26 protein-coding genes are annotated in these 25,551 nt (G+C 45.2%); 8 read left to right on the top strand and 18 right to left on the bottom strand.

Annotation, left to right across the window (positions count from 1 at the left end; all coding sequences use genetic code 11):
- The 4 genes from MD535_RS14650 to MD535_RS14665 all read left to right on the top strand — a co-directional run.
- The coding region (locus MD535_RS14650) for a dicarboxylate/amino acid:cation symporter (RefSeq protein WP_265675770.1) at positions 1-1,121 on the top strand (1,121 nt) is incomplete at its 5' end.
- 395 nt (positions 1,122-1,516) lie between these two features.
- Positions 1,517-1,915, top strand: coding sequence for a YgiW/YdeI family stress tolerance OB fold protein (locus MD535_RS14655; protein ID WP_265675771.1), 399 nt, complete (start codon positions 1,517-1,519; stop codon positions 1,913-1,915).
- 353 nt (positions 1,916-2,268) lie between these two features.
- Complete coding sequence (locus tag MD535_RS14660; RefSeq protein ID WP_265675772.1) at positions 2,269-3,672, top strand: methyl-accepting chemotaxis protein; 1,404 nt, start codon at positions 2,269-2,271, stop codon at positions 3,670-3,672.
- A gap of 122 nt (positions 3,673-3,794) precedes the next feature.
- Positions 3,795-4,529: an RNA methyltransferase gene (locus MD535_RS14665; RefSeq protein ID WP_265675773.1), complete on the top strand. Its 735-nt coding sequence runs from the start codon at positions 3,795-3,797 to the stop codon at positions 4,527-4,529.
- A gap of 132 nt (positions 4,530-4,661) precedes the next feature.
- On the opposite strand, the gene fdxA is transcribed toward MD535_RS14665, so the two are convergent.
- The gene (gene fdxA, locus MD535_RS14670) at positions 4,662-4,985 is read right to left on the bottom strand and encodes a ferredoxin FdxA (protein WP_265675774.1); all 324 of its coding nucleotides are present in this window, start codon (positions 4,983-4,985) and stop codon (positions 4,662-4,664) included.
- 268 nt (positions 4,986-5,253) lie between these two features.
- On the opposite strand from fdxA, the gene MD535_RS14675 reads away from it, so the two are divergent.
- On the top strand, positions 5,254-6,870 hold the full coding sequence (locus tag MD535_RS14675; protein ID WP_265675775.1) for an NAD(P)/FAD-dependent oxidoreductase: 1,617 nt from the start codon (positions 5,254-5,256) through the stop codon (positions 6,868-6,870).
- Between the two features lie 138 nt (positions 6,871-7,008).
- Here the strand turns inward: MD535_RS14675 and MD535_RS14680 are convergent, their stop codons facing one another.
- Together MD535_RS14680 and MD535_RS14685 are read right to left on the bottom strand one after the other, a co-directional pair.
- On the bottom strand, positions 7,009-7,410 hold the full coding sequence (locus MD535_RS14680; protein ID WP_265675776.1) for a hypothetical protein: 402 nt from the start codon (positions 7,408-7,410) through the stop codon (positions 7,009-7,011).
- A gap of 263 nt (positions 7,411-7,673) precedes the next feature.
- Positions 7,674-8,174 carry a DUF3332 family protein gene (locus MD535_RS14685; protein WP_265675777.1) on the bottom strand — a complete coding sequence of 167 codons (501 nt, stop codon included), beginning with the start codon at positions 8,172-8,174 and terminating at the stop codon, positions 7,674-7,676.
- Between the two features lie 558 nt (positions 8,175-8,732).
- Here MD535_RS14685 and MD535_RS14690 point away from each other — a divergent pair.
- A complete protein-coding gene (locus tag MD535_RS14690) occupies positions 8,733-10,325 on the top strand; it encodes a BCCT family transporter (RefSeq protein WP_265675778.1) in 1,593 nt (530 codons plus the stop codon).
- Between the two features lie 575 nt (positions 10,326-10,900).
- Here the strand turns inward: MD535_RS14690 and MD535_RS14695 are convergent.
- The 4 genes from MD535_RS14695 to MD535_RS14710 all read right to left on the bottom strand — a co-directional run bounded on the left by MD535_RS14695 (position 10,901) and on the right by MD535_RS14710 (position 15,796).
- Positions 10,901-12,157 carry a DEAD/DEAH box helicase gene (locus MD535_RS14695; protein ID WP_265675779.1) on the bottom strand — a complete coding sequence of 419 codons (1,257 nt, stop codon included), beginning with the start codon at positions 12,155-12,157 and terminating at the stop codon, positions 10,901-10,903.
- A 180-nt stretch (positions 12,158-12,337) separates the two neighbouring features.
- Positions 12,338-12,820: a YehS family protein gene (locus MD535_RS14700; protein ID WP_250615501.1), complete on the bottom strand. Its 483-nt coding sequence runs from the start codon at positions 12,818-12,820 to the stop codon at positions 12,338-12,340.
- Positions 12,821-13,084: 264 nt separating this feature from the next.
- Positions 13,085-14,695: a methyl-accepting chemotaxis protein gene (locus MD535_RS14705; protein ID WP_265675780.1), complete on the bottom strand. Its 1,611-nt coding sequence runs from the start codon at positions 14,693-14,695 to the stop codon at positions 13,085-13,087.
- A 258-nt stretch (positions 14,696-14,953) separates the two neighbouring features.
- A complete protein-coding gene (locus tag MD535_RS14710; protein WP_265675781.1) occupies positions 14,954-15,796 on the bottom strand; it encodes a crotonase/enoyl-CoA hydratase family protein in 843 nt (280 codons plus the stop codon).
- Positions 15,797-16,161: 365 nt separating this feature from the next.
- Here MD535_RS14710 and MD535_RS14715 point away from each other — a divergent pair, with 365 nt between their 5' ends.
- Complete coding sequence (locus MD535_RS14715; RefSeq protein WP_265675782.1) at positions 16,162-16,437, top strand: hypothetical protein; 276 nt, start codon at positions 16,162-16,164, stop codon at positions 16,435-16,437.
- Between the two features lie 176 nt (positions 16,438-16,613).
- Complete coding sequence (locus MD535_RS14720) at positions 16,614-16,856, top strand: hypothetical protein (RefSeq protein WP_250615505.1); 243 nt, start codon at positions 16,614-16,616, stop codon at positions 16,854-16,856.
- Between the two features lie 79 nt (positions 16,857-16,935).
- Here the strand turns inward: MD535_RS14720 and MD535_RS14725 are convergent, their stop codons facing one another.
- The 11 genes from MD535_RS14725 to MD535_RS14775 all read right to left on the bottom strand — a co-directional run bounded on the left by MD535_RS14725 (position 16,936) and on the right by MD535_RS14775 (position 25,485).
- The gene (locus MD535_RS14725; protein WP_265675783.1) at positions 16,936-17,829 is read right to left on the bottom strand and encodes an acyltransferase; all 894 of its coding nucleotides are present in this window, start codon (positions 17,827-17,829) and stop codon (positions 16,936-16,938) included.
- Between the two features lie 145 nt (positions 17,830-17,974).
- Positions 17,975-18,481, bottom strand: coding sequence for a phosphatidylglycerophosphatase A (gene pgpA / locus MD535_RS14730; protein ID WP_265675784.1), 507 nt, complete (start codon positions 18,479-18,481; stop codon positions 17,975-17,977).
- Positions 18,478-19,449: a thiamine-phosphate kinase gene (thiL, locus tag MD535_RS14735; RefSeq protein ID WP_265675861.1), complete on the bottom strand. Its 972-nt coding sequence runs from the start codon at positions 19,447-19,449 to the stop codon at positions 18,478-18,480. Before thiL ends, pgpA begins: the two co-directional genes overlap by 4 nt.
- Before the next feature lie 91 nt (positions 19,450-19,540).
- Positions 19,541-20,008: a transcription antitermination factor NusB gene (gene nusB / locus MD535_RS14740; RefSeq protein WP_265675785.1), complete on the bottom strand. Its 468-nt coding sequence runs from the start codon at positions 20,006-20,008 to the stop codon at positions 19,541-19,543.
- On the bottom strand, positions 20,008-20,478 hold the full coding sequence (gene ribH, locus MD535_RS14745) for a 6,7-dimethyl-8-ribityllumazine synthase (RefSeq protein WP_004741508.1): 471 nt from the start codon (positions 20,476-20,478) through the stop codon (positions 20,008-20,010). Before ribH ends, nusB begins: the two co-directional genes overlap by 1 nt.
- Before the next feature lie 175 nt (positions 20,479-20,653).
- Positions 20,654-21,763, bottom strand: a complete 1,110-nt coding sequence (ribBA, locus tag MD535_RS14750) for a bifunctional 3,4-dihydroxy-2-butanone-4-phosphate synthase/GTP cyclohydrolase II (protein WP_265675789.1) — start codon at positions 21,761-21,763, stop codon at positions 20,654-20,656.
- Between the two features lie 145 nt (positions 21,764-21,908).
- Positions 21,909-22,562: a riboflavin synthase gene (locus tag MD535_RS14755; RefSeq protein WP_265675790.1), complete on the bottom strand. Its 654-nt coding sequence runs from the start codon at positions 22,560-22,562 to the stop codon at positions 21,909-21,911.
- A gap of 79 nt (positions 22,563-22,641) precedes the next feature.
- Positions 22,642-23,772, bottom strand: coding sequence for a bifunctional diaminohydroxyphosphoribosylaminopyrimidine deaminase/5-amino-6-(5-phosphoribosylamino)uracil reductase RibD (gene ribD / locus MD535_RS14760; protein ID WP_265675792.1), 1,131 nt, complete (start codon positions 23,770-23,772; stop codon positions 22,642-22,644).
- Positions 23,773-23,795: 23 nt separating this feature from the next.
- Positions 23,796-24,245: a transcriptional regulator NrdR gene (nrdR, locus tag MD535_RS14765; protein ID WP_250615512.1), complete on the bottom strand. Its 450-nt coding sequence runs from the start codon at positions 24,243-24,245 to the stop codon at positions 23,796-23,798.
- 101 nt (positions 24,246-24,346) lie between these two features.
- A complete protein-coding gene (gene truC / locus MD535_RS14770; protein WP_265675862.1) occupies positions 24,347-25,126 on the bottom strand; it encodes a tRNA pseudouridine(65) synthase TruC in 780 nt (259 codons plus the stop codon).
- A gap of 59 nt (positions 25,127-25,185) precedes the next feature.
- Positions 25,186-25,485 carry a YqcC family protein gene (locus MD535_RS14775; protein ID WP_265675793.1) on the bottom strand — a complete coding sequence of 100 codons (300 nt, stop codon included), beginning with the start codon at positions 25,483-25,485 and terminating at the stop codon, positions 25,186-25,188.
- Positions 25,486-25,551 lie beyond the last annotated feature (66 nt).

The following is a 25,551-nucleotide window of genomic DNA, read 5'->3' on the forward strand; positions in this document are numbered from 1 at the left end:
AAATGGTCGTTGGTATCGTTGTTATGCTGTCCTTATTGCAAGGTATTACCAGCATTGGCTCAACCATGCGCCTAAAGAAAATTGGCCGTTCCACGCTACTGTTCTATAGCTTCACATCGTTCATTGCCGTTAGCTTAGGTCTTGGTGCATCACTCATGCTGCCTGCTTGGCAGCCATTAGCAACCCCCGTTCCACTTAATGACAGTGTGCAACTGATCAATTCAGAAGCCACGACTGGCGGCGCTATTGCAGCAAAGCTAGTAAGCATGGCATTAGTAAACCCTGTCGCGGCGCTTGCTCAAGGGAACTTGCTGGCTATTGTCGTTTTTTCGTTTATGTTGGGCGTGGCGCTGCTGGCCTCTTTACCTGAAAAGCACTCACTATTTGAAACGCTTTCTGGATTGAACAAAGGCATTACTACCATTGTAAGTGCGATTATTCGTTTGGCACCCGTCGCCGTATTTTCAATCGTGTTTGAATTCACGGTTAATGGCAATAATGCTCTATTTCATCAGCTGGCTTTGTTTGCTTTACTCGTTTTTACCTTAACTGTCGTTCATGGCGCGATCGTACTGCCAAGCATTGCCAAATTCATCACTGGTATTCGCTACCGTCGTTTGTTCCGTGCGATATCCGCGCCTATGGCCATGGCGTTTGCCACGTCATCAAGCTCAGCAACGCTGCCTCTATCCATGCAAACGGCAGAACAGGAGCTGGGTGTTTCTCAAAGTACTAGCAGCATGGTATTGCCTCTCGGTGCGGTAATGAATATGGATGGAACCGCTCTATTTGAAGGGGTGGCGGCTATTTTCTTAGCGCAACTGTTTGGCGTTGATTTAACCACGACTGGCCTAGTGATGATTTTCATTATGGCGATGGTTTCCTCCATTGGTGCACCTGGTATGCCATCAGGGTCCATGTCTGGTATGCAGATGGTATTGCTTGCGGCAGGCATCCCGCTGGAGGCCATTGCGATACTGCTGATCATTGAGCGCCCACTCGACACCTTCAGAACCGCAGTAAACGTTGAAGGCGATTTAATTGCGTCACTTGTCATAGACAAATGGCAGCAAGAGCAACCAGCCTCCATCAAAGTAGCAGGTAAACAATGCCTAAATTAGTCAACTTATTCCGCTCTATTTCTTATGAATGTCATTTGAAAAATTGATTGTAGGTATCAGCCTACGCTCGTACTTTGACGCTGAGCGATATGAATATCAAGATCCCAATGAGCCCGTGGTACCTAGCGTAAGAATAATATAAGCATGGATTGGAGGTTAGCGAGTACGCAAGAAAACTGACATTCTTGCATACAATTTTCAATCTAATTTTTTTAGCAGCTTATTTTGCAAATATCGCCATTGAGCATGGAAGGTGAAGTTTGCAAAATGATCACCTATATTTCATAGCATCAGCACATGGAATTTCTAGCACGCTGATCTATAGTGAAAATTAATGATTAATTTATTCACTGCATAAAGTCGTGATTGACTCACTGTGATTTCTGGGGAAAACAATGAAAAAAACATCTCTCGTTCTAATTTCATCACTGCTTCTTTCCGCTTCTGTTTTAGCCTCTGAAGGGGCGATCAATAAAGAAGCCATGCAAACTACCACGGGTGGATTTCAAGGCCCAACGGATAACGACACATTAAGTACGGTCGAAGAGGTCATGAATGCGGGCTGGTTAACCGATGGCAATAAAGTCACGCTCGTCGGCCATATTGTTAAATCAATGGGAAATGACGTCTACACCTTCCAAGACAGTACCGGTCAGATGCCAATCGAAATTGAAGCAGACGAATGGGGCGGTCAAACCGTTACACCAAAAGACAAAGTAAAAATCTTTGGTGAAATCGAGAAAAATGACAGCGATGTGGCGGTTGAGGCCGATTCAGTGCAAATTCTGAAATAGCTTCCCATCCCCCTAATAAGTTCTACATGCCATGCTTAGCTCACTATCGCCAAAGCATGGCTTCATTTTCATGCGCACTGTACACCAGCGCTTAGTGGCGCCCTTCTCTACTCTCTACTCTCTACTCTCTACTCTCTACTCTCTACTCTCTACTCTCTACTCTCTACTCTCTACTCTCTACCAGAGTAACAAGCGTAACCGCCGACAAAACAAACAGACTTTGTGAACATCATTAATCCCATCGCGCACAACGTGACTTAGATCACATAAAGACTCTAACCCCAATACGCTTTACATGGATAATGTGCCCCAAGCACCTCCTGCTATTCATACAAGACCTAAAGAGTAACGTCATGAAAGAAATCGCATTCCGCTGGATTGATAAGTATTTGATCAACGTAACGATCAGAGAGAACTTTCTCATTCTTTTTTTCGCGCCAGTTCTTACCATCCTTATCGTTAGTTCAACGCTTATCAGCGCATCAGAAAGTCAGCAACAACAGCTACAACAACAAAACATGAACACGGTAGCGAGCCTCATCGCACAATCTTCGCTCTCAGAAAATGACGTCCGTCGTGTACTTTCAGGCAGTCACATACAAATTGGTCACGATAGTCGCGAGAGCATTCCAGTACCCGGCGCTTCATATAGCCTGACAAGCACTGAGCAACCCAGCTTACTTTCATCACTCACCATCACGCATATCAGCGTAATTTTAGTATCGTGCCTCTTTATCGCACTGAGCCTTTACTACATCATGACTTTTATGGGTGGCGCGCTCTACAATATTTACGATGCCGTTCTTCGCCTTGCTGATGGCGATCTATCCTACCGAATCGGTCATGCGCCCGCGCGTAATGATTTCAACTTAATCGCAAGAACCGTGGATCGCGTCTCTACCCGTGAACAGCAGTTAGTCAAAGCGACGCAAGAAGCCATTGCTCTCGTTCAACAGATTAGCTCCGACCTACGCCAGCGTAGCCAAGCGAACCAACAACTCACTCACGATCAACAAGAACGAATTGACTCCCTAGCCAGCGCAACGGAACAAATGGCAGGCTCTATTCGTGAAGTGGCTAGCCATGCACAAGGCACCTCCAGCCAAACGAACCAAGCAACCAAGGCAACGGCTCAAGGGCTGGAAAACGTCAGCCAAACATTACAGGCAATTAACCAATTAGGCTCAGAAATTAACAGCGCAGCTGAAGCCGTGGCCGAGTTAGACAGTAACACCACACAAATTGACGACGTGGTCACCACCATCAATGCGATTTCTGAGCAAACCAATTTACTGGCACTAAATGCGGCGATTGAAGCGGCACGCGCAGGTGAGCAAGGCCGAGGTTTTGCGGTAGTGGCCGATGAAGTCCGTACCCTAGCAGGCAGAACGCAAACCGCGACCGTCGAAATTAAGAAGATGATTGAGGCGCTGCAAACCAACAGCCAAGGTTTAATGACCGTCATGCACCAAACGGTGAACAACGCTGAGTCCAGCGAGCAACTCATGAGCTCGGTGAACAATGATATCAACCACATCGCAGAGCAAAACCAATACATCTCCGATCGAAGCATTGAAATTGCCGCTGCCGCCGAAGAGCAAGGAGTAGTGGCTGACAATATTGCCTCAGATGTCGAGCAAGTTCGCGCCCAGTCACAACGAGTCGCTGATATGGTGACGCACTCAAACAATGAGATACAACGCTTAAATCAGCAAGCCGACGCGCTTGAAGCGCTCATGACCGGGCTTAAGGTATAGCGGATACGTACTGGTATGACGATGCCAGTACACCATCTTCTCTATTTCACTGAATGGCTTCAGACTCGCATCTATCACTCACTTGAGGTTATAATGCCCGCGCTTTCATCTGGGACATAACTATGATTTCTAAAAACCAATTAAAACTACTTCGTGCATTAGGCCAAAAGAAACAGCGCAAAGCGCATGGTTTGTTTTTAGTCGAGGGTGAAAAAAACGTCCTTGAGCTGGTTGGTGCGCAGCTGACGGTCAAGCAAGTCTTTGCCACCAGCGACTTTCTTAGCGCTAATGAGCAAGCGCTTAGCCGTTTTGATTGTATTGAAGCGTCTTTGGATGAATTGACGAAAGCAAGCAGCTTAGTGACTAACAATGCCGCTGTCGCAATTGTCGAAATACCGAGCCACGATATTCCTGAAGCAAAAGGATTGATGATTGCCTTAGATGGTGTCTCTGATCCCGGTAACCTTGGCACCATTATTCGCGTTGCCGATTGGTATGGCATCAAGCACATTGTTGCCAGCACTGATTGCGCTGACCCCTATAACCCGAAAACCATCCGCGCGACGATGGGCAGTTTTGGCCGTGTTCAAGTTAGCCTAACCGACTTGCCGAGTTACTTAGAACAAGCAAGTATCCCTGTTTATGGGGCGTTTCTGGAAGGTGAAAGTGTCCACAGTACCCAATTTTCTGCGCAAGGCATCTTACTGATGGGCAGTGAATCTCATGGGGTGCGTGCGGAAGCTGAAAAACACGTCACTGACAAAATTACCATTCCAGCCTTTGGCGGAGCAGAATCGCTCAATGTCGCCATGGCAACAGGTATTATTTTGGATAACCTTCGCCGCCAGCACAGCTAAATAGCACCTTGCATAGATATCGTTGAATACAAATGTATTGATGTCACTTGAATACAAAAAAACGCAGCCACTGAGTCAGTGGCTGCGTTTTTTCTTTCTAGTAACGTGTCCTAGAAGGTAAAAAGAGCGCGGTTATTTTTCTAACATGCCTAACTTGTTTGGTACGCCATTCCACTTATCCGCTTCGTCCATTGCAGGCTTCACTTCGGTAATGTTTGGCCACACTTCTGCTAGCTCTTCATTCAATGCAATAAACACTTGCTGATCTTCAGATAGCTCATCTTCTTGAAAAATCGCCTGAGCATCACATTCTGGAACACAAAGACCACAGTCAATGCAGTCTATTGGGCTGATCACCATAAAGTTCGGGCCTTCATAAAATGCATCGGCCGGGCACACCGCCACACAATCGGTAAATTTACATTGAATACAATTATCTGTTACGACAAATGCCATGGTCATCAGCTCTTGGTTAGTCAGTCAATCAATAGGCAATACGTACAAAAACCGCTCATGCCTAATATGGAGGGGCGATGATACGGATTCACGGGTAAAATTCAACATCATGCCAAGCATAAATTTTTCACGCTCGGTATTCCCGCACTGCCCGGTCATTTGAATTAAGTATGACAGACAAACCAACTTCACGTAAAATGCGCGCCATTGTGAGCGTAGAAGCGAATTAGGTTCTACGCTAAGACACCTACTAACACGAGACATCACCATGATACGTTTAACCGAAATTAAACTTCCTCTTGATCACGAGGAAGACGCAATTCTTGCCGCCATCGCGAAAAAGCTAAACATTCCAAGCGAGCAAGTCCTGTCATTCAATATGTTTAAGCGTGGCTATGATGCTCGTAAAAAAAGTAAGATTTTACTGATCTATACGCTCGATGTTGTCGTCGATAATGAAGCGCAACTGCTTGAACAATTTGCCAATGATCCGCACGTTAAAGTGACCCCAGACATGGAATACAAGTTTGTTGCTCAAGCGCCGGCAAACTTAGCTGAGCGCCCTGTAGTGATTGGTTTTGGTCCTTGTGGCTTGTTTGCTGGCCTTGTACTTGCGCAAATGGGCTTTAACCCAATTATTGTTGAGCGCGGCAAAGAAGTACGCGAGCGCACCAAAGACACCTTTGGTTTTTGGCGTAAACGTACACTGAACCCTGAATCCAACGTGCAATTTGGTGAAGGTGGCGCAGGGACATTCTCCGATGGCAAATTGTATAGCCAAGTGAAAGATCCTAAGCACTATGGCCGCAAGGTGATCGAAGAATTTGTTGCCTCTGGCGCACCAGAAGAAATCCGTTACGTCAGCAAGCCGCACATCGGGACCTTTAAACTGGTCACTATGATTGAAAAAATGCGCGCCAAAATCATTGAACTGGGCGGTGAAATTCGCTTTAGTACTCGCGTTGACGACATTCACATGGAAGACGGTCAAATCACGGGTTTAACCCTTTCTGACGGTGAGCAACTTCACACTCGTCACGTTGTGCTAGCGGTGGGTCACAGCGCCCGTGACACCTTCGAGATGCTGCATGAGCGTGGTGTTTACATGGAAGCGAAACCGTTCTCGGTAGGTTTCCGTATTGAACACAAGCAATCTGTTATTGACGAAGCTCGCTTTGGCAAAAATGCTGGCAACCCAATTTTAGGGGCTGCTGACTACAAATTGGTTCACCACTGTAAAAACGGTCGTACTGTCTATAGTTTCTGTATGTGCCCAGGTGGAACCGTGGTTGCCGCGACATCTGAAGAAGGTCGCGTGGTAACAAACGGTATGAGCCAATACTCTCGTGCCGAGCGTAACGCAAACAGCGCGATCGTAGTGGGTATTTCACCAGAAGAGGACTTCCCTGGTAATCCATTGGCAGGTATTCAATTCCAGCGTGAACTTGAAACAGGCGCGTTCAAGCTAGGCGGAGAGAACTACGATGCTCCAGCACAAAAAATTGGCGACTTCTTGAAAGGTCGCGATCCAAGTGCTCTTGGTGATGTGACTCCATCGTTCACTCCTGGTATTAAGCTCACCGATATCTCTAAAGCACTGCCTGCTTTTGCTATTGAAGCTATTCGTGAAGCCATCCCAGCCTTTGACAAAAAGATCAAAGGTTTTGCTGGTGCAGATGGGCTACTAACAGGTGTAGAGACGCGTACGTCATCTCCTGTTTGTATTAAACGTGGCAAAGACTATCAAAGCGTTAATCTAAAAGGCTTCTACCCAGCGGGTGAAGGCGCGGGTTACGCGGGCGGTATTCTATCCGCTGGCATCGATGGTATTAAGGCAGCTGAGGCTCTTGCGCTGTCGATGGTTGAGCAAGCAAATAACGCGTAAATTCAAATACGCGCAGTAACTCACTTCGACGACCTTGTAAAACCAAAAAGCGATGGTTCAATACCATCGCTTTTGTTCGTTTACACGGCTATATTTTTTACTCGTTGCTTGACGAGACTGCCAGGATTCAACTTTACGTTAAAACTTCCAAGACACACCAAGGTCAACGCCAACGCCCAAGTTGGCACCGTTATTGAACTTCACTTCTGGAGTGGCAAATAAATCGACATCAAGGTTTTTCACCGGCTCCCAGCGAAGACCGACAGGTGCATGAATATCAATCGCTTCACTGTGCCAGTTGTAACCTACGCCACCTTCCACAAACCAACTAATGTTGTGCTCTTGGGAAATGGGTTTTTGCAACAGTGCCATACCACCATTCACATAATTGTCTTTGACACCAATAATAAGGGTATTGAACTGAAATGTGACGCCTCGTTTGCTGTCAGCACCTAACTCAAAAGCATGAGCGGTGGTTGCTGTCATTGCAATAAAACCAGTAGCGGCAAGTAAAAGTGATTTCGTCAGTGTGTTTTTCAATGTGTTTTCCTCTATTGAAACATCCTGTTTGTTTTTATCCTGCAATAATGAATGCACTTGCCCGCTTAGGCGTTGGTTTTACTGTGTGCATTTGATGAGGCAGAGTTTAGAGGAATCGAAAAATTGAACTTACCACTTTGTGCCATGCGGGTATGACAATTCGGGCAAGGTAACGGAGAAGGCTAAATAGCAGTGATGAAATACATAAAGGCCTGCCCTATCTCATGTAGGCAGACCTTTATCGGTGTATTCGAGAAATACAGCTACGATAGAGAAGAGTGGGCTTTTAACTCATCGTGTGATGCCGTAGTGACATACTCACCGTCAAGATAGAAATCAACGCTGTCTTTACCACTCACGCCAAGCAAAACACGTGATTGACCGTTGTCATCAACAAAGTTCATTTGAGTCGTATTGCCATCAAGCATAGATATCTTAACGGGTGCGCTTGTTAGTTTCTTGTCTATCTTATGGTTCACTTTAATATAAGAGTTAGCAGGCATATCAGCCAAAGCTTTCTTCTTACTTAATGGGTTAGTACCGGTCCAAAACTCAATTGAGTTGACGACAAATAAGTCTGCCATTGATGTTATTGCGTAAACCGGAGACATCAGCGTATAGAGACCTGCACGAGCATAACGGTTATCAACACCTTTTATGTTCACTTCATGCATAACAAAGCCTGTTGTCGCCATTTGGCCAATACAACCAGAAAGCACGGAAGCCATCACAGCGCTGGCCATCAGCGTCTTAATTTGTTTCATGGTACGTTTTCCTTCTTACCTCCTACCACTAAAAATGGTGGGTAAGTTGAGCTAAATATCATCACTAAAAATAATATGGCTATTATCTTCATCACCCCCAACTATGGAGCGACGCCGGATTATATTGACCGCCTTATAAATGGCAAGTGATTCAACCGCGTAGAATTCACGAAATAATCTTACTGTTTATCGACCAAATGTCCCCTGAAACCACCCCATACGAGAATTCAATGTTAATCTCTTTTATTTCAACCAATTAAGCTCACAGTTACCCTTTCCTATTTCACTTCCAAAGCCGTAAAGAAAACGGATGACGTTTGCCGTTTATTGCACTAAGCAGGCCAAATCCTACAATACGAAGCTTTTTGCGTATTAAGGAGATCACCGGGAAGCACTTGAACATTGCTCGATTTTTAATCGCAGCAAAAAGTCCTGTTTCGATGCTAACAATGTGTTAGGATGTCCGGCTTTTATGATTCAGCTCACACTTTGCTTGTCAAATAGTGAGAAAACACACATTGCTGGCTATCACAGCGGCACATGAATAGTGAACTTTTAATGCCAAATTCTAATACTGTCGTAGACTCTTCGACAGCTTCTCGCTCAGCGTATGACGCCATTCATCCGCCCGAACGACTGAAACAGCTAGCTGATAAACTGGAAATGAATAATCCAGTATTCTGGATCAGTGGCTCTTTCCTAACGTTATTTGTTTTACTTGCTCTAACCCACCCTGTCGCACTCTCCTCTGTTGTCGATTCTGGCTTTCAACTGGCCACGAAATACTTTGGTGCCTTCTGGCAAATACTCCTTCTCGCGAATTTTGTTATTGGTCTAGCACTGTGCTTTGGTAAAACAGGTGACGTTAGACTCGGCGCACTATCTGCACCTGATGTAGAAAACTTCAAATGGATCTCAATCATTCTCTGCACCCTACTTGCAGGTGGCGGCGTATTTTGGGCCGCAGCAGAGCCGATTGCGCACTATGTTTCTGCGCCCCCTTTATTTGGCTCAGCAGATCCGTACACCAACGCGATTAATGCGCTGTCGCAATCTTTTGTTCACTGGGGATTTCTTGCTTGGGCGGTACTAGGCTGCCTGTCTTCCGTTGTTCTCATGCACCTGCATTACGACAAGGGCTTGCCTCTTAAGCCACGTACGTTGCTCTATCCGTTATTTGGTCAACGTGTTATCAGTGGCTGGCTTGGCAACACCGTCGATGCGCTTAGCATTATTGCTGTGGCTGCAGGCACCATTGGACCTATCGGTTTCCTTGGCTTGCAAATTAGCTACGCACTACAAGAACTGTTTGGCATTCCAGATACTTTTGCGACCCAAGCAACGGTAGTGGTGTTTGCGATGGTGTTCTATACCTTATCAGCATTAAGTGGCGTTAATCGCGGCATTCAAATCATCAGCCGCTACAACATTATCCTTGCTGCAGCACTTATTGGCTTTATTCTGATTGCCGGACCAACAAGCTTTATTGTGGATAGTTATGTTCAGGGCCTAGGACAAATGATTGATCAATTTGTTCCTATGGCACTTTATCGTGGCGACCCAGAGTGGCTTGGTTGGTGGACGGTATTCTTTTGGGGCTGGTTTATTGGCTATGGACCAATGATGGCGATCTTTATCGCTCGTATTTCTCGCGGTCGTACTATTCGTCAATTGATCTTGTCTATTAGTATTGCGGCTCCGTTAGTCACTTGTTTCTGGTTCACCATTGTCGGTGGCTCTGGGCTAGCGTTCGAACTGGCGACACCTGGTATCATCAAAGCAGGTTTTGAAGGCTTTAACATGCCGGGCGCACTATTGGCGATTACGCAACAATTGCCATTCCCAACGCTAATTTCAGTCTTGTTCCTAGTGCTGACCACGACATTTATCGTGACAACGGGTGATTCCATGACATACACCATCACTATGGTTATCAGTGGTGATGAAGAACCTAATGCGGTCATTCGTGCCTTTTGGGGTGTGCTGATGGGGGCGGTCGCGATCGTTCTTATCTCAATGGGAAGTGGCGGCATCTCGGCACTGCAATCATTTATCGTGATCACGGCAGTTCCAGCCTCGCTAATCATTGCACCAAGTCTATGGTACGCACCGAAAATAGCCAATCAAATGGCAAAAGCACAAAACCTATAGCTTTGTTTAAGAACCTCAACACCCTGTGTTGAGGTTCTATAATCCTTCATTAACAGCTATATCTCTCTTTCTCTTTGTATTACTTCGTTTTTACTCGTTCTGAGTGTTGCTGTTCTCCATGACTAAATAGCTTCGAAAACCACGATTACAATCACCCCCATCAATCTTACCACCCAAGAGATTGGCACTGCGAATATCTTGCTATATAACACTATCGTATTAATAAATAACACGCATATTGACTATTCACACAAGTGAATATGAATGACATAATTTTCCAGGAAAAATAAGAGTGGAACAAAGATCACGACCTCTTACTCTTTATCAGTAAGAGCAAAGTGACAAAAATTACTATTTCTCAGGATGATTGACATGTGTGAACACAATGAATACTTGGTCAGGGTACGTCGGACAACGTGGCAGCGACGAATAAAGCGAATTAAGGAGTTATATCGCTGCAGGGTTTGTAGGAGAGCTTTAATCATTAAATAGTATTTACATTGTTCCCTCTACGCAGCCTATGCGTAGAGGGAACAATGTTACATGCCTAGCTTAAATAACAATTGCGGCCTTACCTAACGCTTAGTCTTAAACTGCTTCGCGCTGCCTTTTTTGTTGGTGCGGCGGTTCGCTTGTTTGTCTCTTTTCGGACGTTTACTTTCTGTAGAAGCTGGCTTATCTGTCACTGGAAATTCGGCAAGTTGTTGCAATGGTAGTGAGCGCTCTGTCAGTGTTCTAATGGCGTCCAAGTATCCTGTTTCACCATGACAAACCAGAGAAATTGCCAAGCCAGATTGGCCGGCACGCGCCGTTCGACCGACACGATGAACATACACTGACGCATCTGCAGGTAGCTCATAGTTGATGACGACTGGCAGCTGTTCAACATGTACGCCGCGAGCGAGTAAATCGGTGGCAATAAGCACTTGCACCTTGCTCTCTTTAAACGCCTGTAACGTCTGCTCTCTTTCTACTTGATCTTTATTACCATGTAACGCGGCTGTCTTAAAGCCAGCCTTAGATAGCTTTTTACACAAAGCGTCGGCATTATCTCGTGCACCGATAAACACTAAAACTTGCTGCCACTGATTGTCTTTAATCTGTTCAATCAAGACATTGGCTTTGCTGCCTTTATTTACTAGGTATAAGGATTCTTGCACGTCAGTGACTACGCTGTTGGTCACATGGCTTTGTACGCGAGCTGGCTCATTGAGTAGCAACGCCACTTTTTGTTCCAACGCATCGGGCAACGTCGCCGAGAACATCATCGTTTGACGCTGACTTGGCAAAGCAAGCAAAATGCTCTGTACATCCGACCAAAATCCCATATCAAGCAAACGGTCTACTTCATCCAACACGACATGCTTGATATCGCCTAGCCGGATCGCTTGTTGATTAATCAAGTCAAGTAAGCGTCCAGGAGTGGCAATGATCATGGTCGGGTGTTGCTCTAACTGGTACTTTTGGGCATCAATATCCACACCACCACACAGTACGATTGACGACTGAGATAGGCTTTTCGCCAGCGGCGCCAAAGCATCATTCACCTGCATCGCCAACTCACGTGTCGGTACAAGAACCACTGCTCCACTGACGTTTTGATGGCTATCAGCGCTCTCTTCACCCGTCGCTGCCCTTTCTCTGTACAATTGTTCGATTAATGCTAAACCATAAGCCATGGTTTTACCGCTGCCTGTCTGAGCAATCGCTAACACATCTTTACCCAATAATGCCTGTGGCCATGTTAACGATTGAATTTTAGTCGGCGACGGGTACATCTTCGCAATAGCGGTAGTCAGCTTAGAGTTAAAATTGAAGGTTTTAAAAGGCATAATCAAGTTCATCGTAGGAGAAAAGTGAGTGGGTACTCTCGGTGTTGCGTCTGGTGGTCTACAGCAACCACTATGAGGGTAAATGAGCGAATATCAGTGAGAACTGAGAGGAATTGGTAAGCTGGCATGGCAGCAAAAGACATTGCATCTTTTGCTGCTTAACTGACTTAACTTACAAGCTTAATCTTGGTATTCGCTTTTGTCTTCAGGACGTAACTGGCGTTGAATCGCCATTAAGAAGTTACGCAAAATCTGATCTTTACATTCACGATAGTGCTTATTGTCTGGCTTACGGAAAAACGCACTCAATTCGTGCTTACTTAGATTAAAATCTACCGATTGTAGGGCATCTAAGATATCTTCCGCTTTCATATTTAGCGCGATTCTAAGCTTCATGAAAATCATGTTATTGGTTAGGCGCTTTTCAGGCTCAGGTTGTGCCCCTTCGCGCTTACCGCGTTTAATATTGATTAAGCCATTCAAGAAAATCGCTAAGTCTGTATCGCTTGCTGACTTATAGTTATCATCGCTGTCTTTTTTTAACCAATTCGACACTTGTTCACGTGTCACTTTGTGCTCTGCCGCTGCAAACACGTCAATCATTTCTGCGTCTTTAAAGTCAAAGGTATAGCGAATACGGCGTAAAATATCGTTATTAGTCAAAATAAATTCCAAACAAGAAAGTAATCAGCATGGTCAGTAACACAGGGTGTGTAGCCGTATGTACCACTGACCTTGAAAGTCAAGCGCGAAGCCTAACACAACCGTGTTTGACTACCTACCTATTTAAGCACTGATTCGACGATGAAGCCATGTCTGAGAACGAATTATTCAGACACACCTTGGCGTCACTCGGTAAACATACATACACTCACCGATGAGCGATGCTTTACACACTGAATGGCTTCCGTTTAACCGCTGACCGCGCTACAACGTGAACCGCGCAACTAAGTGCTCAAGTTCGTTCACTTTCTTGTTGAGCTCATCTACTTGCTTAGCACTGGAATGGGCTCGTTCTAATGTACGATCTGAGATATCACTAATCGAGGAAATATCCGATGCTATTTCCTTTGTCACTGCTGTTTGCTCTTCTGCTGCGGTCGCAATGGCGTTAATCATATTCTGGACATTGCCCGCACCTGAAACTATCTCTTCAAGTGCACCAATTGCCCCTTCACTTTGCTTTACTCCCAACTCAACCAGCTGACAATTATCAACCGTAAGCGAGACCGCCTGTTCAGTTCCTGATTGAATTGACTGGATTAACGTTGCCACTTCTTGCGTCGCACGTGTCGTGCGCTCTGCCAGGGCTCGAACTTCATCCGCAACGACAGCAAAACCACGGCCTAATTCACCCGCTCTTGCCGCTTCAATAGCCGCATTCAGTGCCAATAAATTGGTTTGTTCGGCGATCTCTTGTATCACCTTAATCACGCTTCCAATTTGTTGACCATGTTCACCGAGGGTACTCATTTGAGATGACATCTCTTGCATTTGGATAGACACTTGCTGAACACTCTCGACCATTCCGGAAATAACTTCGCGCCCTTCTACCGCACTCGACTCTGAACGCTGCGCTTCACTATAGGTCTGGTTACCTTGCTGGGCGACTTCAGAAATCGTTAAGCTAAGCTCCTCTGACGCAGTCGCTATCAATGTCGCTTTGTCAGACTGCGATGATGCCCCAACAACCATCTGCTCACTAATCGCACTTAGTTCATAGGTTGCTTCTTTGACATTCGCACTGACAGAGTGGATCGAACATATTAAGTCAGCCAGCGACTGCTGCATTTGATTAATAGATTGCGCGAGAGTCGACAGTTCATCACTGGCGTCATCTTTCACTTTCGCATTCGATAAATCACCATTAGCGATACGACGAGCAATATCGTTTAATACCGAAACACGACGAACAATAGAGTTAGACAGTAAATAAGCAACTACGATGGAGCCTACCACTACGGATATTGCTGAAATAATGATGGTCAAAAAGATCACATTGAACGAATCGACTAGACCATTTAAGGATTGATAAGTATCTTTTTTTTCTGAAGCAGAAGCCTCATCAAGCGCCTTTTCTAGCGGGACTAAATACTGCTGAAATAGCTGTTTGGTAATATCAAAATTGACTGAGATACGTTCTTCAGAAACAGACGTCATAACTTGTGCTTCAAAGTTATCGGTATAACGTTGCAGCAGCGTCAAACCTTCTTTCAGCATCAAGCTATCGGCCCGGTTGCTCGCTTCTAAGCGTCGCAACTCCGTAAACGCGGCATGGGCACTGGCTAGGTTGTCCTGATAGGCGTGGGCAGCTTGAGCGTCACCCATTATCACTTCAAGTGAACTACGATAGACGTCGCCAATCTCATCAATCAAAATAAGATACTGCTCAAGCTCAGGGACATCATCACTACTCGCTTCTATCGCAACTTGCTCTGAAGCGGTCACTTCAAACCAAATAATGCTTAACCCAGAACACATAATTGCGAATACTGCAAAAAAACCGCCGTACAACTTATTCTTAACTGACCACTTCACGCTAACTACCTATCAATAGACTTATTTTTCTTCGAGAATTATAAGGCTAATTTGATATAATCACTAGGTAAAGTCGCTCACTATGGGAAACAGTTAACACGTCTCCCCTCATCGTGAGAACACTCGTATCCCATTGAAAATCATATGCTACCGCCAATAAGTGCAGTCATTTTCAGAACAACGAGCAAAGGTAAAACCTACTAGCATTAAGGTCTATTTGCCAATATTAAGGTTTATTTGCCAATACTAAGACGTTACCTACCAATATTTTTGTCGACTTTTAAAACTGGCCGCTGTTTTATTACGCAAGCCTTTTTGCGCTTGTTTGAAGTTTTGGCCCAGCATAATTCGAATCTGGCTATACGTTTCATAGGCAAGTAACTTCCATGCAGGGGCGGTCCAATAGCGAGTATAGATGTGCTTGATTGCAGCGGTAACGTCTGGTGACTTAAGAGCGAGCTCTTGGCATAAGTCATCGGCGGCCTGCATCGGTGTATCATGGATTTCGGTGATCAATCCCAACTCCAAGGCACGCGCCGCATCAAGTTGTGTCGCGCACATGGAAATTCGCATCGCTTGATCTTTTGCCATCACCTCTCTAAGTCCAAGGGAACCTGCCATATCGGATGTTAAGCCCATTTTTGATTCCATAATAGATAGATTAGCGTTCGGTGAACAGATTCGAAAGTCAGCGCCCAACGCTATTTGCAAACCCGCTCCCCAGCAGTAACCTTCAATGACAGCAATAACAGGTATCGATAGCGCTCGCCAATTAGCACTAACTTGCTGAGCTCGATTAGCACTTCCTGGCCACACTTTAACAAGCAGTTGGGCGGCAAACCGTTTATTGGCCATCATGGCACTAAAATCTAAACCAGAGCTAAAGTTATCACCATTACCCGTCAGAATGACCGCTCGAAGCTGACGATCTCGCTTTAACCGACGACTGATATCAATCAATTCATCAAACATAACCATATCGACACCATTGAGCTTATCTGGGCGATTCAGCGCTACTGTGATGACATTATCCCGCCTAACAACCTCAATATTTCGATAGTTATATTCATTGCTAGAATCATGAATAGATTCAGATTTCATACTCCACCTTCTCTGCGTGCGGTTGACAGGCTGAATTGAATTCTAAACAGACTACCATTACCGCGGACTTTAGATGTGTTAACACGTAGTCACACATGACGCGGCTTTATTAGACAATAAAAAGCCGATGAAGAAAGTGTAGACACTCACCGACAACGCATTAGTGTATTTACTCGAACTGAGACATTAAGCAGAACACTCACCGCTAATATCCCTTTGTCATTTTGTGACTCCCTCGCTTAATAATAAGTCAAGTAAACTGCGATTCTTTGCACTGTATCCAATTAATATGATTATCAACTTGTGTTATTCGCGGGAGTTGTTTGAATGGGCGGGTAGTAATGGATAAAAGGGAACGCTATCCAATGTCAAATGACTCTAGCAATAAAGATATTAATCACTCACACCCTCTTTGGTTATCGGCTCTATTCGCCGTTTTTACTTTTGTACTGCTTTATTCGGTATTACCTAGCTACGCTGGCTTAGATAGCCCAGCAGGCTCTGCTTTACTATCAACTATGAGTGAATGGGCCGCGCCTATCGCAACGTTGTGGTTACTTCCACACGTTAAGGGAGGCTTTCATCTGCGCGATAACGTTCAAAAAGAATCTAACTTAAAAAAAGCAATTAACGTGGAATAACCGTAACATCACAATGATTCCATAATTTATGCATTAGGTTTATTATCTATTTAACAACAAGTTACAAGTCAATACCGAATCACGACTAAAAATGTGATCAAGTTCAACTTGATCCATGAATATGGCGGTGGTAGTGTGGTCAGCGATGACGAAAACATGACCACAAGGAGCGTGCTTTGCCGAATATTCAAGTGAGTCGTTGGCTAGTTGAATCTTGCCCTAAAGTCTTAGAGCAAAAGATCATCTCAGCTGTCGCCTACCGAGAAATGAAGGGATCTATTTCTGATATGGAATTATGTCAGATATTCGGAGAAACCGTTTGGAAGAGCGGTGACAACTACCACACACATGCGGTCTCATTGCACATCAATGAAGAAGAAAAGCGTTGTCGAGTCATTCCTAGACTATCTATCGCTTAATTCAATAAAAAAGGTCTACCTCACGGTAGACCTTTTTTATTATTCATATTTCGCACTAAACAGCGACGTAAGTGTACGCTTACTTTAAACCATTATTCTGATAAATTGATTCCAGCGTTTCGTCTTTTCGCTTCCAAAGCGCGTTCAGCCAGTGATGAAAACGACGTTTAAACGCTTTGTCTTTAAAGTAATCCCCATTTAGATTTTCATCCATAGGGTAGACCTCTATCTTAACCACCACTTTAGTTAATCTACCTTTAAGCAAATCTTCAAACGGGCTTTCACGGTTTTCTGGGTAAGCCAAGGTAATATCAACAACCCCATCTAACAATTGATTCATCGCGTTCAAAGTAAAGGCGACACCACCTGTTTTCGGTTTGAGTAGATGACGATAAGGCGTTTTACCTGTTTGAACCTTTTCAGGGCTATAGCGCGTGCCTTCAACAAAACTGATCATCGTGGTGGGTACATGCTGAAATTTTTTACACGCCTTTTTTATCGCATTGAAGTCATCATTACGACGCTCTGGGTGCTTAACAAGGTAAGCTTGGGAGTGACGTTTCATAAACGGCATGTCTAGCCCCCAGCACGCTAAACCAACAAAAGGGACGTACAACAAGCTTTGCTTTAGTAGAAATTTGCACATTGGCATTCTGTCTTTCATTACCGAGCTGATAATCACAATATCGGTCCAGCTCAAGTGGTTTGAAAGTAACATATACCATTGCTCAGGGGTGAGCTCCTCTCCCCCTTCTATCTGCCAATCGATGTTGTTGTTTACGTTTAACAGCCAGAGGTTAACGGTTGCCCATACCCACATTTGCTTATTTGCCAAACTCGTCATGGTCTTTTGCACTGGATGAAGTGGCAAAATCAGTTTGATAATAGAAAGTGTTGAAACCACGACTGCGGTGACCGCCGTGTTCAATATGACGAGAAGTGAGTTGATCAATAAACGCAGATTACTAAGCATACATCTTGTTACGAGTTCAAAAAGGGAGGCTAATAATAACAATTTTTTCAGCTCAGTATAGTAAAGCTTTGTCCCTACCCGGCAATAAATCGAGAAAATCACCCTATGAGTGCATAGGGCAAAAACTCTAACGCTTACTTTCGCTTTACGCTAGCCAACCAGAGAAATGACCGACTAAGTACAGACATAGCCCTGCCATCACACCAGCAACGATGTCGTCAATCATAATACCTAAGCCGCCATGAACGCGTTTATCTAGCCATCCGATAGGCCATGGTTTCACCATATCGAAAAATCGAAATAACACAAAACCCGTAATTAGCCACTTCCATTCATCCGCTGGAATATTCAATGCAGGCACGAGCATCATGGTAATCCAAAAACCTGAGAATTCATCCCAGACAATAGAACCATGATCATGAACTCCCATATCATCAGACGTGACCTGACAAATTTTCACGCCTATAAAGCACGACGCCACAACCAATACAACATATAGGCTAAACGGTAGTTGCACCAACAGAAGATACAATGGAATGGCCGCTAGTGTCCCCATCGTGCCGGGAATGATTGGAGACAAGCCACTACCAAATCCTGTCGCCAGCAGGTGCCATGGGTTTTTTAACGAGATCAGGCTCAATGGGTTGGTCATACGGTTACCTTAAAGTGGTCAAAGCCACTTACGTTCCAGTCTAAAGGGATATTATTGCGATGCAGTTCTAAGTCACGAGTGCCTGTGATTCTGCCTATACAGCGAAAAGGCGTGTTCGAAAGCGCAACCTCTAGTTGCCCGCGGTTCGTTTCCGGAACAGTAAAGCACAGTTCATATTCTTCACCGCTAGTCAGGGCGTAGTACTGTCTCTCATCCTCTTGCTGCAAAAATGCCGTCAATGCCGGTGAGATAGGTAGCTCTGCGACATCAATTCGCGCCCCTACGTCAGAGCGAGCAAGAATATGTCCGAGATCGGAGACAAGCCCGTCTGAAATATCGATAGCAGAAGAGGCAATGTCTCTTAGTGCCATACCACTTAACACTCTAGGAGTAGAGATAAAATGTTGCTCTACCAGATGCTCATTAAGCGCTACATCGTCGCTCATACGCTGCTGTAAAATAACATCTAACCCGGCCTTAGCATCACCTAACGTCCCCGTTACGTAAATCCAGTCACCTACTTTTGCACCACTGCGAGTGAGTCCCTTACCTTCGGGCAACGTTCCCTGAACGGTCAACGTAATCGACAATGGACCTTTTGTCGTATCGCCACCAATTAATTGTATGCCGTAATAATCAGCCAGTTTGAAAAAGGTTGTGGTAAACACTTCGAGCCATGCATCATCAACGTTAGGAAGCGCGATCCCCATGGATACCCATGCAGGAGAGGCTCCCATGGCAGCAAGGTCGCTAATATTTGACGCTAACGCCTTATGAGCAATATGAGCAGGGTTTGCATCTGCGAGAAAGTGAGTGCCAGACACTAGCATGTCTGTGCTAATAGCAATGTGGCTATTCTGTGCGGGAGCCACAATAGCGCAATCATCACCTTGGGCTAGGATTACATCTTTACGCTGTTGCTGCTGATGAGCAAAGTATTTGTCAATTAAGCTAAATTCACCGGACATATGGGTAATAGACTCTAGAATTAGGTGTTCAGAGTATATAAAAAAGGCCAGCATAATGCTGACCTTTTTAGGATAAGACGAACGTTAATTGTTACTTTTTACGTACGCTTGGCGCGGCTTTATCAAGCACACCGTTAACGAACTTGTGGCTATCTTCTGCTGCAAATACTTTTGCTAGCTCAATAGCTTCATTGATAACAACTTTGTAAGGAACGTCTTCACGGCTTGTCATTTCGTACATAGCTAGACGAAGCAACGCCAGTTCCATCATATCGAGATCTTGCATTGGGCGAGATACGAATGGACGCAGTTTGCTGTCTAATTCTGTGTGATTCAACGCGACACCCGTGAGCAAATCACGGAAATACACAACGTCAGTCTCTGGTGCGCTTAACGCTGGCTCTGCGGCATGATGTTCTTCTTCATCATACTTACCACCTGACAAGAATTGTTCTTCTACATTGGCAACATTTTCTTTAGTAATTTGCCAAGAATAAATTGCTTGCAGAGCAAATTGACGTGCATTACGACGTGCGGCTGGTTTCACACTGGCCCCCATTAGGAATCGATTTCAGAAAGAACGTTGATCATCTCTAGCGCGCTTAGTGCAGCCTCTGCACCTTTATTACCAGCCTTGGTTCCGGCGCGCTCAATAGCTTGATCGATAGTATCAACAGTCAAAACACCAAATGCGACTGGTAGGCTGTATTCCAGTGACACTTGAGCAAGACCTTTATTACACTCACTACAAACATAGTCAAAATGTGGCGTTCCGCCACGAATCACTGTACCTAGTGATACGATAGCGTCAAACTTGCCTGTTTTAGCAACGCGTTGAGCTACCAATGGCAGTTCAACCGCACCAGGACAACGAACAACAGTAATGTTGTCTTCGCTAACCTGACCATGACGTTTCAAAGTATCGATAGCACCAGACAATAGGCTTTCATTAATAAAGCTATTAAAACGAGCAATAACAATCGCAATTTTTGCGTTTGGTGCAGGGAAGCCACCCTCGATAACTTTCATATACTTTCCTTATAAACTATGTTCATCTCGCGAGAATCGCCGGATTCTAGCACAACTCAATTATCAATATCTAGCTCAAACTTCCTCACACCTAAATCATTTAAGGCTTGAAGAAGCTTGAATCTATGTGTTAAACGCGGTTTGTTCCGTTTTCATTGGATAAAAACGTTAGCGCCTATTTAGTTACGTACTCAGTCACCGTTAAACCAAAGCCGCCAAGTGCGTGGTATTTTTTATCGGCCGATGACAGCAATCGCATTTCATGCACACCAAGATCAGCCAAGATTTGCGAACCGACTCCCACACGACGTGAGGTGCCTTGTTTTTTCGCCATGGTTGGTGCTTGGCCGCTGTCTTGCTGCTCAAAGACTTTGATCTTGTGAACGATAGATTCCGTTGTTTCTTCATTACCTAGCAAGACTAAAACGCCGCCCTCGCTACCAATACGCTGCATGGCCTTGTCCAAAGTCCAGCTACGTTCAGAGTTTCGATCTGAGCGAAGAATATCAGTGAAGGTATCTTGTAAGTGAACACGCACTAGCGGGGTTTGTGCGGTCAAATCACCACTGCACATCGCATAGTGAATTTGGTTATCAATGGTATCGCGGTAAGTCACGAGCTCAAACTCACCAAACTCAGTAGGAAGGTGACAAGCTGCCACTCGCTCAATCGTCGTTTCGTTATTATTACGATACTCAATTAAATCCGCAATGGTGCCCAATTTCAGATCATGCTTCTCTGCAAAGATTTCTAAATCCGGGCGACGAGCCATACTTCCGTCGTCGTTAAGAATTTCAACAATCACTGACGCAGGTTCAAAACCCGCTAACTTTGCCAAATCACAACCCGCTTCAGTGTGCCCTGCACGGGTTAATACCCCACCATCTTGCGCGGCAAGTGGGAAGATATGCCCCGGCTGAACCAGATCGGCAGCCTTCGCCCCTTTCGCTACGGCCGCTTGAACCGTGCGCGCACGATCCGCTGCTGAAATACCGGTGGTCACGCCCTCTGCGGCTTCGATAGAAACGGTAAAATTCGTCGTGTATTGGGCGTTGTTATCTTGCACCATTGGCGGTAAGCCAAGTAGTTCACAGCGCTCTTTAGTCATGGTCAAACAAATCAAACCGCGACCATGTGTTGCCATGAAGTTGATCGCTTCTGGCGTGACATGTTCCGCAGCCATGATGATATCACCTTCATTTTCACGATCTTCGTCATCCATCAAGATGACCATTTTACCTAATCGAATATCTTCTATAATGGCTTGGGGCGTACTAATTGGCATATCACATTCCTGTTATTCATTTTGTTTGGTTGCAGCGTTTGCCATATTGCTCAACGTTTGCTGTTTCACTAAGCGTTATACCGCTCTAAACGGTCATTGTTTCGCTATGCGATGCTGTCTCTCTAAACATGGTCTTATCACTAAACTAAGCGAAACCATTTTGTTGCAAAAATTCCATTGAGATGCGTGACTCTGGTTCGCTCTGCGTGTGGCTTTGCAGTAAGCGCTCCATATAGCGAGCCATGACATCCACTTCTAAATTCACTTTGCGCCCGACTTGAAAGCGATCAATGGTCGTTTCTTCAGTTGTATGCGGCACAATGGTGAGTTTAAAGGCATTTTTTCGTAATCCATTGACGGTCAAGCTAATACCATCAACAGTAATCGATCCTTTTTCTGCGACATACTTATTAAGTTCTTGAGGCATCTGAACCCAGAACTCGATGGCTCGTCCCACATGCTGGCGATCAATAATCTCGCCAACGCCATCGACGTGTCCAGAAACAATGTGCCCACCAAAGCGCGTCGTTGGCAGCATTGCTTTTTCCAAGTTTACCTTTTCACCCACCTGGTAATGCGCAAAGCCTGTTTTATTTAACGTTTCAACCGACAGATCCGCAGTATATGTGGTGGCCGTATGTGCCGTTACGGTTAAACAAACGCCATTGGTGGCAATACTGTCGCCCAACTTCACGTCACCCATGTCAAGCTTCCCCGCATCAACATGAATACTAATATCTTCTCCACGAGGAGTGATGGCTTTTAATGTGCCAATTGCTTCAATAATACCTGTAAACATCTGTCTCTATTTCTATTTTGTTGGGGACGCGACGATTAATGTCGCCATGTATAACGTATTCATAAAGAATATCGATTTATCAACTGTGTCGCGACTTAGGTGTGGCTACAATGCGTATATCTTGCCCCACCATTCTTACGTCTTTAATCACCAAATCGATGGTGTCTTGCATATATTGCAGACCTAAAGCGCCGATCAAACCGCGACCATCCGCACCCATAAGTTTAGGCGCTAAATACACGATCAGCTCATCAACCAATTGTTTTTGGATTAACGCGCCAGCTAATGTTGCGCCCGCCTCAACCCATACATGATTAATTTGCTGTTCTGATGCCAATGTGGTCAGAGCCTCTTCGAGGCAAAGCTGCCCCTGATCATCCAGCGATATATTTATATCACTATCCGATTGAGCGATGCGAAGCACAGCACCGTCACTTTGATAAAGCGCTAAATCAGGGGTTAAGTGATGTTGCCTATCTAAAATAGCTCGAATAGGTTGACGCAGCTGCTCCGAAGTTATCGTATCTGTCACCTGACTTGGCAGTTCGTGCCAACGTACATTCAGTGATGCGTTATCCTCTATCACGGTTTTACTCGTCGAGAGGGTTGCACCAGCTTGCGCTCGATAGGCCTGAACATCTCGCCTTGCACAAGGTCCCGTAATCCACTGGCTCTGGCCATTTTCTAGCGCGGTTTGTCCATCAAGGCTTGCCGCCATTTTAAGCTGAACAAACGGTAATCCCGTTTCCATTTTCTTCAAGAAACCTGGATTTAATGCGCGCGCATCCGCCTCTAACAAGCCTACTTGAACCTCAATCCCGGCTTCACGCAACATGCTAAATCCCCGCCCCGCGACTTGCGGATTGGGATCCGACATCGCGCAAATCACTTTCGCGACACCAGCTTTAATCAAGCCTTCCGCACACGGAGGCGTTCTTCCATAATGTGAACATGGCTCAAGAGTCACATAAGCCGTGGCACCCAAAGAATGCTGACCTGCCATTCTAAGCGCGTGCACTTCAGCATGGGGCTCACCTGCTTTTTGGTGATACCCTTCAGCGACAATCTGCCCATTGAGTGTGAGCACACAACCAACATTAGGGTTTGGAGCCGTTGTAAAGCGACCTTTGTACGCCAGCGCTATTGCTCGACTCATCATCTGATGATCAATAGCACTAAATCCAGCATCACTTGTGTTGGACTGCTTCATACAAGGTGTTCCTTTTGTATCGATTAATCTTCTAGTCGAGCGATTTCTTCGCCAAACTCTCGAATATCTTCAAAGCTGCGATAAACCGATGCAAATCGGATATAAGCCACTTTATCGAGTTCCTTTAGCTGGGTCATCACCAAGTTACCTATCATATCACTTGGAACTTCGCGCTCACCGGTCGCTCGAAGCTGCGATTCTATATGGCTAATTGCCAGTTCGATGGCGTCGGCACTAACCGGACGTTTTTCTAACGCACGCTGAATCCCACCTACCATTTTATCTTTATTAAATGGCTCACGGTTACCGTTTGACTTAATCACTTTCGGCATCACAAGTTCTGCGGTTTCAAAGGTAGTAAACCGTTCACTGCACGCCAAGCACTGTCGTCTACGGCGAACCTGATGACCATCCGCTACCAATCTTGAGTCGATGACTTTTGTATCATTTTCTGAGCAAAAGGGACAATGCATAACACCTCCTAGGATTGAAGTGACCATTTATGTGGGTCGAAGAGACAGTCTATCGAAATTCAACCCATTAAGAAATCTACTATTTCCGCTTCTCAGCTTGATTACTTCACGTAATCCTGAATCGCTTCACATTCTTGCCAACCAAATTCATTAATCAGGTCGATCCATGTATCATCAAAACGAGCGTTGATCACAATTTCAGTCTCTAGGATTGGGTGTGTAAACTTCAACGACGACGCGTGAAGCATCAATCGGCGAGCAGAAAAGTGATCACGAAACAAACGATTGTGTTTACCATCACCATGCGTTGTGTCGCCAATAATGGGATGGCTAAGATGGTGCATATGCCTTCTTAGCTGATGCTTACGCCCGGTTTCTGGCTTCATTTCAACTAAGCCATAGCGGCTTGTTGGGAATCGTCCTGTCGAGTAAGGCACTTCGACTTGGGCTAGCGGTTCGTAAACCGTCACCGCGGGTTGCGCTTCTTTTTCTTGCGTCGCAAACTTGTCCGCGATTTTGTCCAATTCAAGCTTGAGCGCGTAATCAAGGCGATCACCCTCTTCTATCCACCCTCGTACAATCGCGTGATAGGTTTTTTCCATTTTGTGTTCGGCAAACATTGGCATCGCTTTCGAGGCTACATCACTCGATAATGCAAACAACAACACGCCAGATGTGGGTCTATCTAAGCGGTGCAATGGGAAGACATGTTGACCAATTTGGTCACGCAGAGTCTGCATAACAAACCGAGTTTCCCCTTTATCTAACCACGAACGGTGAACAAGCATCCCTGCAGGTTTGTTCACCGCAATTAAAAACTCATCACGAAAAACAATCTCTAGCGGGGCAACCGGTTCTAAGGTGGTCGTTGATTCTTTCACGGTTTCTGACGAGTTTTCTAAATCACGCTCAGAGGGATGACTGGTGCTGTTCGAGGTGGTCACGACTTGGACGCTCCATCAATTTTTTTTAGGATGTGGATAACATCATTATACTGTGGCAAAGTTTGCCAAGCCTGCTCAAAATACGGTGTTATGTCGAAATTAGCCGGTAGCGCTTGTCCGGCGGCAAGCATGGCTTCAATACGAGACACAAACACCCATTGTAACCACTCTTCTGGCGCTAATGTATCTATCGCAAACGGCTGCGTGCTTAACAACTTTTCTTCTGCAGGAGATTGCTTCTGCCATAGGCCATGTTGCTGCATCGCCCATTTTAATTCTTCAATATGTTGCTTCATGTTCAATATCTGAGTTGTCAGGCTGATTTAATTCAATGAAAACCAACCATGACCTTGAAAATTCGC

Source organism: Vibrio qingdaonensis, assembly GCF_026191675.1.
GTDB lineage: Bacteria > Pseudomonadota > Gammaproteobacteria > Enterobacterales > Vibrionaceae > Vibrio > Vibrio qingdaonensis.